Annotated in this window: 15 protein-coding genes; 5 read left to right on the top strand and 10 right to left on the bottom strand. The window is 35.2% G+C overall.

Features of this window, described 5'->3' with window-relative positions:
- Window positions 1–274 precede the first annotated feature (274 nt).
- Window positions 275–1453: an FtsW/RodA/SpoVE family cell cycle protein gene (locus tag MHH71_RS23830; protein WP_006095800.1), complete on the bottom strand. Its 1179-nt coding sequence runs from the start codon at window positions 1451–1453 to the stop codon at window positions 275–277.
- 126 nt (window positions 1454–1579) lie between these two features.
- Window positions 1580–1864, bottom strand: a complete 285-nt coding sequence (locus MHH71_RS23825) for a YlaN family protein (RefSeq protein WP_006095801.1) — start codon at window positions 1862–1864, stop codon at window positions 1580–1582.
- 153 nt (window positions 1865–2017) lie between these two features.
- Between MHH71_RS23825 and MHH71_RS23820 the strand changes: the two genes are divergently transcribed.
- On the top strand, window positions 2018–2515 hold the full coding sequence (locus tag MHH71_RS23820) for a hypothetical protein (RefSeq protein ID WP_006095802.1): 498 nt from the start codon (window positions 2018–2020) through the stop codon (window positions 2513–2515).
- A gap of 131 nt (window positions 2516–2646) precedes the next feature.
- Here MHH71_RS23820 and MHH71_RS23815 read toward each other — a convergent pair whose 3' ends face one another.
- Both MHH71_RS23815 and MHH71_RS23810 read right to left on the bottom strand, forming a co-directional pair.
- Window positions 2647–3975 carry a PhoH family protein gene (locus MHH71_RS23815; RefSeq protein ID WP_018764776.1) on the bottom strand — a complete coding sequence of 443 codons (1329 nt, stop codon included), beginning with the start codon at window positions 3973–3975 and terminating at the stop codon, window positions 2647–2649.
- Window positions 3976–4252: 277 nt separating this feature from the next.
- Window positions 4253–4708, bottom strand: coding sequence for a pyridoxamine 5'-phosphate oxidase family protein (locus MHH71_RS23810; protein ID WP_006095803.1), 456 nt, complete (start codon window positions 4706–4708; stop codon window positions 4253–4255).
- Window positions 4709–4850: 142 nt separating this feature from the next.
- Between MHH71_RS23810 and MHH71_RS23805 the strand changes: the two genes are divergently transcribed.
- Window positions 4851–5051: a YlaI family protein gene (locus tag MHH71_RS23805; RefSeq protein WP_016116066.1), complete on the top strand. Its 201-nt coding sequence runs from the start codon at window positions 4851–4853 to the stop codon at window positions 5049–5051.
- Window positions 5052–5087: 36 nt separating this feature from the next.
- Here MHH71_RS23805 and MHH71_RS23800 read toward each other — a convergent pair whose 3' ends face one another.
- From MHH71_RS23800 to typA, 3 genes are all read right to left on the bottom strand, one after another.
- Window positions 5088–5363: a hypothetical protein gene (locus MHH71_RS23800; RefSeq protein WP_006095805.1), complete on the bottom strand. Its 276-nt coding sequence runs from the start codon at window positions 5361–5363 to the stop codon at window positions 5088–5090.
- Window positions 5364–5377: 14 nt separating this feature from the next.
- On the bottom strand, window positions 5378–5680 hold the full coding sequence (locus MHH71_RS23795; RefSeq protein ID WP_006095806.1) for a YlaH-like family protein: 303 nt from the start codon (window positions 5678–5680) through the stop codon (window positions 5378–5380).
- A gap of 249 nt (window positions 5681–5929) precedes the next feature.
- Window positions 5930–7774, bottom strand: a complete 1845-nt coding sequence (gene typA / locus MHH71_RS23790) for a translational GTPase TypA (protein ID WP_006095807.1) — start codon at window positions 7772–7774, stop codon at window positions 5930–5932.
- Window positions 7775–7914: 140 nt separating this feature from the next.
- On the opposite strand from typA, the gene MHH71_RS23785 reads away from it, so the two are divergent.
- Entirely contained in the window at window positions 7915–8094 is a 180-nt protein-coding gene (locus tag MHH71_RS23785) for a DUF5325 family protein (RefSeq protein WP_000400124.1), read from the top strand.
- Between the two features lie 44 nt (window positions 8095–8138).
- Here the strand turns inward: MHH71_RS23785 and MHH71_RS23780 are convergent, their stop codons facing one another.
- On the bottom strand, window positions 8139–8930 hold the full coding sequence (locus tag MHH71_RS23780; protein ID WP_006095808.1) for an inositol monophosphatase family protein: 792 nt from the start codon (window positions 8928–8930) through the stop codon (window positions 8139–8141).
- An 88-nt stretch (window positions 8931–9018) separates the two neighbouring features.
- Window positions 9019–9207 (bottom strand): hypothetical protein, encoded by a 189-nt coding sequence (locus MHH71_RS23775; protein ID WP_001250169.1) that lies wholly within the window; start codon window positions 9205–9207, stop codon window positions 9019–9021.
- 206 nt (window positions 9208–9413) lie between these two features.
- Here MHH71_RS23775 and MHH71_RS23770 point away from each other — a divergent pair, with 206 nt between their 5' ends.
- The gene (locus MHH71_RS23770) at window positions 9414–10040 is read left to right on the top strand and encodes a YktB family protein (protein ID WP_018780883.1); all 627 of its coding nucleotides are present in this window, start codon (window positions 9414–9416) and stop codon (window positions 10038–10040) included.
- Between the two features lie 79 nt (window positions 10041–10119).
- On the opposite strand, the gene MHH71_RS23765 is transcribed toward MHH71_RS23770, so the two are convergent.
- Window positions 10120–10389, bottom strand: a complete 270-nt coding sequence (locus MHH71_RS23765) for a UPF0223 family protein (RefSeq protein ID WP_003199680.1) — start codon at window positions 10387–10389, stop codon at window positions 10120–10122.
- A 685-nt stretch (window positions 10390–11074) separates the two neighbouring features.
- Here MHH71_RS23765 and MHH71_RS23760 point away from each other — a divergent pair.
- Entirely contained in the window at window positions 11075–12547 is a 1473-nt protein-coding gene (locus MHH71_RS23760) for an aminotransferase class I/II-fold pyridoxal phosphate-dependent enzyme (RefSeq protein WP_016116071.1), read from the top strand.
- The last annotated feature ends 8 nt before the right edge of the window (window positions 12548–12555 follow it).

Raw genomic sequence — 12555 nt, 5'->3', positions numbered from 1 at the left:
AAAGCGTGAAGTTCTTCACTTTCTTTTCTAAACTATACTCGGAAAGCTTCACCTTATTTTTATACATCATACCTTATTTTTTAACAAATGATAAGTTTTCTGATCAATTTGTTTCACAAAAATAGTATAGCACAACTCTTCTTTTTCTGACAGTTTTATTGTATAACACATTAAAATATTTATGACACACTATTGTTATTTAAACCAAACAAAGTATAACTTATTAAAAAACAACATAATAAAAAGGTTTTGTGTCATCAAACACAAAACCTTTTTATTTCACAACAACAAGATGTGGCTCACCTTGTTGTTTTTTCTCATATATTTCTTTTTGTTGCTTCTCTTGTCGTTTCACATAACTCCCTAAGTTCAACAATATACCCATTGCAAATAGATTCGCCATTAAAGAACTACCACCATAACTGACAAACGGCAAAGGCACACCAGTAAGAGGCATTAGCCCAGACATACCACCAATGTTAACAAACGTTTGCACCCCAAACAGGCTAGCAATACCTATAGCAATTAAACTTCCAAATGGATCCTTACACTTTTGAGCAATTCGCAATGCACGAATAATAATAAGTAACAAACTAATTAAAACAATCGCTACACCGACAAAACCAAGTTCCTCAGATATGATCGCCATAATAAAGTCTGTATGCGGCTCAGGTAAATACCCAAATTTTTGTATACTATTACTAAGTCCTCTACCATTCAGTCCACCTGAAGCAATTCCAATAAAGGAATTCACCAGCTGAAATCCATCACCCTGTGGATCATCAAATGGATTTAAAAACACCGCAAAACGTGCTTTTTGATAAGGTTTCAATGCATAATTACCAACTAAGTATAAAAGCGGAATCCATACAATTGTGCTTAATGCAAGACGCTTTATCCACTTGTTAATCGGAATCCCTGAACAAAGAAACATAATTCCGACAATACCTATGATTAACAAAACTGTTCCTAAATCATTTTGTTTACGAATTAAAAACAATATTAATCCTATAAACATAATCGTACCTGCTGATCCCTTCCAAACTGAAGTATCAGTTTCTTGCCTTCTCGCAAAGAAACGCGCGAGTACAATAATGATAGCAATTTTAACAAATTCAGCGGGCTGTATACCAAGCACCCATGCTTGCGCACCATTTACTTTCTTTCCAATCAATAATGCTAACGCTAGCAATCCAATACTACCTGTCATCATTAATAACAAAACAATTCGTTTTCTCCAAACGTGGTACGGAATAGCAACGATAATTCCTAACCCTACGGTTCCAATAGCTAGAGCTAATAATTGCTTATTAAAAAAGAAATCGGCCGGTTTTTCATGCCTTGTAATTGCTACAATAGAGCTAGAACTGTATACCATTATAACTCCCAGTACACATAAAATAACAAGAGGAAGCAATAATGAATAATCCATTGACTTCCATACTTTTTTCATTCAATATCCTCTTTCTGTTTTCAGTTTAATTGTTGTATTCCATATGTATTGGAATTCTTCCTGCTTTATTATACAAATAAAAAGCTCAAACTTAGTCAGTTTGAGCCCCCTTATTTGAACCCTTTATTATTGTTTGTTTGTAAATGCTTCATGAAGTGCTGATAATTCCCGTTCGAGCTCTCCTAACATTTCTTTCCCTTGCTCTTCTGTAATAAGACCAAGACGAACCGCAAAGTCAACTTCACGGGATAGTCCAAACATTTGCGTGTCCAACACTTCTTCATATAATGGACATTGCGGCATCGTAAGGTGGTCCATTTGCACCTTAATAAGTCTTAAAATCTTCTCCGCATCCGCTTTTAGAAGGGCAAGTGCCTTTTCCTGATGATTTGCTACTGTCTCAGACGCCAAATTGATTCCCTCCGTTTCCGTCCTACTCTTCTATCCTATCTATTAATATTAGCGATAGTTTTAATAAATTGCAATAGAAACATTTTTTGTGACAATCGTGTCTAATGCTATTATACTGAAAAGTGGGAGCATAATACAAATGGGGGAACAACAATGAGTGAAATTTTATTTATAAATGGAAAAGTACGCTTTCCGATCACACTTGACCCAAGCGTTTGGATTTTTGATGATCGAAAAGTAGATTTAACAACTTACTTCACCGAAACGAAAGAAGAAAAATCAGAATTAGAAGACTATCTCAAGCACACTTCCGAACATTGGGATCGTGAAATCCGTGATGGTGCCGCTTTTCCACCTATTCAAAAAAGCGTAAAAAAATTTAAAAAGGAACAGCTTATTACAGGAACGTTTGGCATACCACTTCATCCCTTTTTCAAAAATGCTGAAATTACAGCTGAAGCAACACATGTTGAAATCCACACATTGCATGATTCAATCACACTTTCATTAGAAGAAGCAAACAATGTTATTCTTGGATTTTCAAAAGATGGAAAACCATTACGAGAAGATGGACCTGTCCACCTTTACTTTGGTGACGGCTCTAATATAAACAATCCAATTCGAAATATCCGTAAGTTTACAATTATTTAAAAAAGGAGTAGGCAAAAGCCACTCCTTTTTTTCCACTCTTTGCGGTCAGAAGTATTCCCACCTCAAAATTTAACAACAGCAAAACAGTTAGACTTCGGTTGATGAAATCCCTCACTGATTAAAGTTTCACTTTATAATAAGTCCGCTGCTAGTTGTGCTAAATTAGAACGCTCTCCTTTTACAAACTTTACATGTCCGCTAATTTTTTGTTCTTTAAATTTCTCTACAACATACGTTAAACCATTATTATATTCATCTAAGTAAGGATGATCAATTTGTTGTGGATCTCCCATTAATACAATTTTACTTTTTTCTCCAACCCTTGTTAATATTGTTTTCACTTCATGTTTCGTTAAATTTTGCGCCTCATCAATAATAATAAATTGATCTGGAATACTTCGTCCTCGTATATAAGTAAGCGCCTCTACTTCAATTGAACCCATACCCGCTAAAATCGCATCTAATTCGCCTGGTTTTTTTGTATTAAATAAATACTCTAGATTATCGAAAATTGGTTGCATCCACGGTCTTAACTTTTCTTCTTTTTCTCCTGGTAAATATCCGATATCCTTACCAACTGGAACAATCGGCCGAGCAACAAGGAGTTTTTTGTACAATCCTAAATCCTCCGTTTGCATAAGACCAGCAGCTAACGCGAGTAATGTTTTACCAGTTCCTGCTTTCCCTGTTAACGTTACGAGTGGAATATCTTCACGAAGCAACAATTCTAATCCCATAATTTGCTGCACATTCCGTGGACGTATTCCCCAAACTTGCTCATTATGAAAAATAAGTTTCTTCACTTTTTTCCCTGAATAATCAACAATTCCAAGTGCAGAGCTAGAACCACCTAATGCATCTTTCATCACGATAAATTGATTTGGATAAAATGGATGATTTGCAATTTCCGATAAAGGAAATTCTCCTTTTTCATAAAAATAATTGAGCTGTTCTTTTGATATGTAACCTTCTAAAAAACCTGAATATATATTTTCTACTTCAATTACACGATCACTTAAATAATCTTCAGCTTGTAAACCAAGAGCATCTGCTTTTACTCTCACAAGTACATCTTTACTTACTAAAATGACAGACTTTCCATTCTCTTTCTCTTGCTCTTCTAAGAATAAATTTTTCGCAACAGCTAAAATACGATTATCGTTTGTTTTTTCAACAAAAATATCTTGCAGTTGAACAAATGAGCGATGGTTTAATTCAATACGAAATGTCCCTCCATTTTCAAGGGGTATACTCTCATGCAGTTTTCCTAATTCGCGAAATTTATCTATCAATTTAGATACATAACGAGCATTTCGTCCGACTTCATCCATGTAGCGTTTTTTCGAATCAACCTCTTCTAATACAACTGCTGGAATCACTACCTCATTTGTTTCAAAAGAAAAAATAGATAAAGGATCCTGCAAAAGTACATTCGTATCTAACACATAAATTTTATCCAACCTGTTACCCCCTGACTCCACTTTTAAATTTGTAGAACAAGGGTTTCATCCATAATCATGATATGGACGAACCATTGTTATAATTATATGTAATGTATTAACGAGGCAGAATCGAAATTCATATAAATTAAAACTTTTTTTAATCATTTTTCTCATTCATAACTAGGTATCGTATTCATTCGTCAAAATTTATATTCTAACATGCAGCAAAGATTCCTTATTCACTCAGGTTAAAATAGCAGAAAAGGATGAACAACCATAGTGTTCATCCACTTTTCTACAATTCTTTCATCGCCGTTAACACTTGATTATCAAGTGTTTCAGCAGCACGAGGATCATATGTTTTTTCATATGTTGGTTCCGAAGCAAGCTTTGCTCCATAAAACATAACATCACGTACTTCTTGAACAGATACTTCTACTACAGTTAATTTGAGTGGACTGCCATCCAATCTCTCCTTTAAAATCTTTGCTTCACCGCTAATGGAAAATACAGATTCATTTGCCATTACAGTGAGTACAATCCCTGCATGATGGCGCAAATTTTCCGCAATACGAGAGCGTTGATCAATCGCAAATCGAATACTTGTCTCATTTATTGCATATACCCATGAAATAGCACTTACATTCGGAACAGCCTTTTCAAAATCAATTGTTGCAATTGTTATAATACGTCCTTCACGTAAAGATTGAACTAAAGAATCTGTCAATGTAGGTTCTACTACATTTGCCATATTTCCACCTCCAAAATTTTATTTATCTTAATGATAACTTATTTTTCGAATTGCGAAAATATTATTTTTTCCCCCTATAGTTCAAAAATATCAAATTTACATGATATACTTATATCGATAGAATTTGTATTGAGGTGACGAAATGAGAGTCAAATGCATGCTTTGTGATAAAAAAGAAGAGTTAGATGACGAAAATCCTATGGCCAAAAGGCTTCGTAACCGTCCTATTCATACATATATGTGCATGGAATGCACAGAACGTATTGCAGAACGTACAATGGAACGCCATGCAACTGGAAATTTCCACTTATATCGTGATAAAACAATAGAAGATGAGTGGTAAACTGTCAAATAAGTCCTTAATCATTCAGATGAGGGCTTATTTATATTTCTCCGGCTCTCGTTTCATTTGATCTAAGAAACAATCTATAAGCTCTATCGGAAATCTTGTAGAATATTTTTCTCCTTCTTGTTCATATGTAACCAAATACATATCTTCTTTTTTTTCCACCGTTATATCTCTTAATTGATGATCTTCATGTAACATGTGATGAAACAGTAAATATGTTTCTTGCGCAGCTGCATCATGCGGGCGTGCTTCCGCGACAGTTTTAATTGTTAGCCAATTATATAACGCATCTTGTACAGAACGCATGAAACATCCCCCCTTTAACCCAATCTTTGTTGCTTTGCTTGGCGTAAGCGTAATCTATAAATACCGAATACAATCGCTGTCACAACAAGTCCTTCTCCTACTGGTAAAAACACTCCCAAAAAAGTTAAAACTGTACATCCAATTGCTAAGGATACATAAATCACAATGTTTTTTAGTAACGGTAACTTCCTAGCAAATCCTAATTTATATACGAGTGCACTTAGTATAATCATTGTACCGTAAAGCTGCCACATCCCTACTTCTGGATTCACATCTACATTGTATAACTTTGCAAAAAATGACATTCTCTCTAGCATTATACTTCTCCCCTTCATCTAGCAAAGATGAATATAAATCCCCCTATCTAAAATAAAGATAGAAAATAATCCATATCGGCCAAATTCATTCAACTAACTAGCAGCGCCTTACTTCTTAATTTTTAAATTCTATGTTGTCTACTATAAGATTACCTTGTAGAAAAAATACTGTCTAGACAAAAGATTAAATTTTCGAAAAATAAATAAATTAAAAAAGCTGCCTTTTTAATGAAAAGGCAGCTTTATCTTTTACGCTTCTACAGATTTCTTTTTCTTAGCAGCTCTTTCGCGCTCGCTCTTATCAAGAATCTTTTTGCGAAGACGGATTGATTCTGGTGTTACTTCACAGTACTCATCGTCATTTAAGTATTCTAATGACTCTTCTAATGTCATGATACGAGGTTTTTTCATTGTTGACGTTTGGTCTTTTGTTGCAGAACGAATGTTAGTTTGTTGTTTCATTTTTACAACGTTAACTGTTAAATCATTCTCACGTGTATGCTCCCCAACAATCATACCTGCATATACTTCTGTACCTGGTTCAACAAAGATTACACCACGATCTTCAACTTGCATAATACCGTATTGTGATGCTTTTCCTGTTTCAAGTGAAACTAGAACACCTTGGCGACGTCCACCAACTTGTCCAGCATGTACTGGCTGATAGCTATCGAATGTATGGTTTAAAATACCGTAACCACGTGTTAAAGTTAAGAACTCTGTTGTATAACCAATTAGGCCACGTGCTGGAACCATAAACGTAAGACGAACTTGACCGTTTCCGTTATTCACCATATCTAACATTTCACCTTTACGTGCACCCATTGACTCCATAATAGAACCAGTATACTCTTCTGGCACGTCAATTTGTACACGCTCTACAGGCTCACATCTTACACCATCAACATCTTTAATAATTACTTCTGGTTTAGATACTTGTAATTCATATCCTTCACGACGCATGTTCTCAATTAAGATTGATAAGTGTAACTCTCCACGTCCAGATACAATCCATGCATCAGGAGAATCTGTGTTATCTACACGTAAGCTTACATCTGTTTCTAGCTGTGCACGAAGACGCTCTTCAATTTTACGAGATGTAATATATTTACCTTCACGACCTGCAAATGGACTGTTATTTACAAGGAATGTCATTTGTAATGTTGGCTCATCGATACGTAGTAATGGTAATGCCTCTTGATGCTCAACTGGACATACTGTTTCACCAACGTTGATGTCTTCCATACCTGAAACAGCTACTAAGTCTCCAGCTTTTGCTTCTTCAATTTCTTGGCGTTTTAATCCAATGTAACCAAATAATTTAGTTACACGGAATTGTTTTACACTTCCGTCAACCTTCATTAATGCTACTTGTTGTCCTACTTTCATTGTACCGCGGAATACACGGCCAACCCCAATACGGCCAACATAGTCATTGTAATCAAGAAGTGCTACTTGGAATTGAAGTGGCTCTTCGCTATTATCAATTGGTGCTGGAATATGTTCAATGATTGTGTCAAATAATGATTTCATATTCTCTTCTTGATTTGCTGGATTTGAATCTAAGCTTGCTGTTCCATTCATTGCTGACGCGAATACAACAGGGAACTCTAATTGATCTTCGTTTGCACCAAGCTCAATGAATAAGTCAATTACTTCGTCAACCACTTCATCAGGACGAGCAAAGTCACGGTCAATTTTGTTTACAACCACGATCGGAGTTAAGTTTTGTTCTAATGCTTTCTTTAAAACAAATCGTGTTTGAGGCATACAACCTTCGTATGCATCAACAACAAGTAAAACACCATCAACCATTTTCATAATACGCTCTACTTCACCACCGAAGTCAGCGTGTCCAGGTGTATCTAAAATGTTAATTCGTTTATCTTCATAGTGAATCGCTGTATTTTTCGCTAAAATGGTAATACCGCGTTCTCTTTCTAAATCATTTGAATCCATTGCACGCTCTTCTACGTGCTCATTTGCACGGAACGTCCCCGCTTGACGTAATAATTGGTCAACAAGTGTTGTTTTACCATGGTCAACGTGGGCGATAATTGCTATATTGCGTAAATCTTGTCGTTTTTTCAACATGTCCAACTCCTAGTGTCTTTTTAATCCTTCTCTATTATAAGAGCGAAGGTGATACAATGGCAATCAAAATAAAATCAAGAATGAAAATATAGTTGTATTCTTACTTTTGTGAAAGTAAAATGAAATTGGAGGGTGAAGATATGGAACACATTCAATATCGCTTTTTATTAACGGCTATTATCGGTGTTATTTTCTTAATTGGCATTGGAATTATGATTGCTGAAAATAGTCCCATCGGTATTATTATTTGCATTATTGGCACATTTGTTACAGTTGGATATGGATTTATAACAAAACGCAAAATGCGCAAATCACAGTAACAGTAAAAAGTAAGAAGCTACTTCTTGGCCTCTTACTTTTTTTGTTACTGTGATACAAATGGTAGTAACTCTTCATATACTCCCGGCTTCGCAACTAATACACTGCTTTTTTCCACGATAGAAAGAGTAGTGCCAGCAAATGTCGTCACCTTACCACCAACTTCTTCTACAATAATCATTCCACCGCCAAAATCCCAAGGAGATAATCGTGGCGTCACGTAAGCATCCAATCTTCCGGTTGCAACATAGACCATTTCTAGCGCTGCACATCCATATGATCGTGTCCCTCTTGCCACTTTCACAAGCTGCATCATTTTCTCCATATTAAGTAATGGATTATCAGTGAGCCAAGTTGCATTTAACGCAATTATTCCATGCTCCACTGTACTTTTCTCAAGAGTAGGAATGGATGTATCATTACAAAAAGCTCCTTCACCTTTTACAGCATGATACAGTTCTTCATGAACCGGATCATAGACAAGACCGATTTTTCCGATACCGTTCTCATAAATGCCAATTGAAATCGCAAAGTTTCTTTTTTGATGAACAAAATTCATCGTACCATCAATTGGATCAATTAACCAAACAACTCCATCCGAAGAAGCAACCTCATCTCCATACCCTTCTTCTCCTAAAATATAATGATCTGGGAATGTTTGTTTAATTTTTCCAATCAAGAACTGTTCTGTTTCTCGATCCATATTTGTTACTAAATCAGCTGCATTTGATTTTGTCTCTACAATAAGTGTCTTTTGCAATGATGCCATTAAACGCTCGCCAGCTTCTCGAATCCACTGCTTTGCATTTGTATCGATTTCTTTCCATACCTCTTGCATGTTTAAACACTCCGATCTATACTGTTCACAGAAAAAACGAACCCTTTATAAGGTTCGCACCAACTTATTTTTTATACATATACTATTATTACGCTTCTAAACGAATCATTTCAAGTCTTAGTACTTCTAATTTTTGCACGCACTCTTCTTTTTTCTGATTATCATTTTCCATCATTGCATCGTATAGCGTTGCTAATTCATAATCTAACTCCAATCTTAGCACCGGAATTCTTTTTTCAGCATCTGTTCTCTTTAACGCATTAATCACCTGTCTCATTTTTATTGCCTCCTCCCAATATTCGTCTGCCCTTGGACTGTAATTAACTCAATTTTCTGATTTTTTGTTTTATACTATATTATGTTGGATAAATCATCTATGCAACAAAATTATATTTTTTTACGTGAATTTTTTATGCTGATTTTTTTATGAATAGTACAAGCTATGCTAAAATTAAAAACAAACTAGGAGTTGGAGGAACAGTCATGACATTACAAACATTTAAAGAAAAGGACTTTGCAGTCTTTTCTGTTGATGGCCTTGAAGAGCGAATGAATGCTATTAAAACAAACATTCATCCTAAATTAGAAGCTCTAGGCGAACAATTTTCTCATTATTTATCAGAACAAACTGGTGAAACTTTCTTCTATCATGTAGCGAAACACGCACGTCGTAAAGTCAATCCACCAAACGATACTTGGGTTGCTTTTTCAACAAATAAACGCGGTTATAAAATGTTACCACATTTTCAAATCGGTTTATGGGGAACCCACGCTTTCATATACTTTGGTTTAATCTATGAGTGTCCACAGAAAGTGGAAGCGGCTCATGCCTTCTTAGGACATTTAAATGATTTAAAAACAAATATACCAAATGACTTCGTTTGGTCCATTGACCATACTAAACCAGGTGTAAAACCGCATAACATGCTTGAAGCAAATGAATTACAAAAAATGATTGAACGCTTAGCCACTATAAAAAAAGCAGAGTTACTAGTAGGTATTCACATCTCACCAGAAGAATTTTCAACACTTACTGATGAACAATTTCTTACAAAGGTTGAAGCTACGATGCAATCACTCCTTCCTTTATATAAAATTTGTAATCGATAGTAGAAAACGGACAATGTACATTGTCCGTTTTTAGTTGTTATCCCATTATAGCACTTTGAATTTAAATTTTCAAAATATTTTATACTTTTACAATCTTTTGTTCTTCTACTTCTTTCGCTTTTTGAATTGCCCGATATATAGAGTAACCACTTACCTCTTGAAACTCTTTATCAATTTTCTTCTCTTCTGCTTTCGACGGTACAATTTCTTTAAAACGACGATATAATCTCATCAATTCTTCTCTAACGATACCTTTTTCATATGCCTTTTCAATTGCCTCATAGAATGTCACGATTGCAATCATCTCATCATTTGACCAATCATAATCAAGTGGATATTGATATTCCATATGTACACCTCATCCATTTTTATTTTCTACCATTATGCTACCTTAAAAATAAAACTTTCAACCTTCTTTGCTATAGCCACTTTGCATTATACACTATTTCTCTTTTATTATGGAATTGTCTCCCTTCATATTGAAGACAACAGAGCAATAAAAGACATATGTCTTCTTTCTTGTTTGAAACTGAACCACTGATAAAGTGAAATTCCAATCATTTCTTTCGCATTCTTCACTAATTATGAGCCCTGATCAATCGGGCTTTTACGTACATTCTATCCCCCACCTAATTTCTTTGCTTTCACTGATTTTTAAGAGGTAGATATTATTGACTGCAACTAATAGGATGAAATATAACTCTATCTGTAGGATTCGACGTATCTCTTCGTTTTCTCTGAACCTTGGGCCAAGAGCTTCCTACCTACGAATAAAAGAATAAACTTACTACTAATTATGCATATAATAAAAATAATAATTTTACCTATACATATATAATCATTGGTGATATAATGCTTTTGTTTTATTGAAAATAAAGTGAAGCTTCCATGACAAGATTTTTGAATGGTAAGTAGAACAATTCAAGTTCTTATAGACGGTTATATAACTATACAGGGGAAATAACTTTCTTATTGAACAAGATAAACATAAAACAATTCATAATAAATATTACAAAGAAGAAGGGGTGTATAGATTGTCCCAATACAAAACACCATTGTTTACCGCTTTAGTAGAGCACAGTAAGCGAAATCCAATTCAATTCCATATCCCAGGTCATAAAAAAGGACAAGGAATGGATCCTATGTTTCGCGAATTTATTGGGCATAACGCATTAGCAATTGATTTAATTAATATCGCGCCGCTCGATGATTTACATCATCCAAAAGGTATGATTAAAGAGGCTCAAGACTTAGCAGCGACTGCGTTCGGTGCAGATCATACTTTCTTTTCCGTCCAGGGAACAAGCGGTGCAATTATGACAATGGTGATGAGCGTTTGTGGCCCAGGTGATAAAATCCTTGTACCACGAAACGTTCATAAATCTGTAATGTCAGCCATTATTTTCTCAGGTGCAAAACCAATTTTCATTCATCCTGAAATTGATCCGAAGCTCGGTATTTCACACGGGATTACGATTCAATCTGTAAAAAAAGCACTTGAGGAGCATTCAGATGCAAAAGGATTACTTGTTATTAACCCAACGTATTTCGGATTTGCTGCAGACTTACAACAAATTGTAAAATTAGCTCATTCCTACGATATACCTGTATTAGTAGATGAAGCTCACGGTGTTCATATTCATTTTCATGAGGAACTACCGATGTCAGCCATGCAAGCTGGTGCAGATATGGCAGCAACAAGTGTCCATAAATTAGGAGGATCCTTAACACAAAGTTCTATTTTAAATGTAAAAGAAGGTCTTGTGAATGTAAAACATGTCCAATCTATTATTAGCATGCTTACAACAACATCAACTTCTTATATTCTATTGGCTTCTTTAGATGTTGCCAGAAAACGCCTTGCGACTGAAGGACAAGAATTAATCACAAAAACAATTCAGTTAGCTGAACATGTCCGCAATACTGTAAATAAGATTGAAAACCTATACTGCCCTGGTAAAGAAATGTTAGGTACGGATGCAACATTTAGTTATGATCCAACAAAACTGATTGTATCTGTCAAAAATTTAGGTATTACAGGTCATGAGGCAGAATTATGGTTAAGAGAACATTACAACATTGAAGTCGAGCTTTCGGACTTATATAACATTCTATGCCTCGTTACATTAGGGGATACAGAGGATGAAACCAACATTCTCATCCAGGCCTTACAAAAACTAGCAACTACATTTAAAGATAGAGCGGACAAAGGTGTTCAAGTACAAGTTGAAATTCCAGAAATCCCTGTACTTGCCCTCTCTCCTCGAGATGCTTTTTATTCAGAGACAGAGGTCATCCCATTTGAAAATGCTGCTGGCCGCATTATAGCTGATTTTGTAATGGTTTATCCACCAGGGATTCCAATCTTTACTCCAGGTGAAATTATTACACAAGAAAACTTAGATTACATTCATAAAAATTTAGAAGCGGGTCTGCCAGTACAAGGTCCCGAAGACATGACATTACAAACATTACGCGTTATTAAAGAATATAAGCCTATCATTTGATAGGCTTT

Origin of the sequence: Bacillus sp. FSL H8-0534 (assembly GCF_038005885.1) — a bacterium.
In the GTDB taxonomy this organism is placed as follows: domain Bacteria; phylum Bacillota; class Bacilli; order Bacillales; family Bacillaceae_G; genus Bacillus_A; species Bacillus_A pseudomycoides.
Note: the sequence above shows the minus strand (reverse complement) of the source record. Positions and strands in the feature narration are given on the sequence as shown.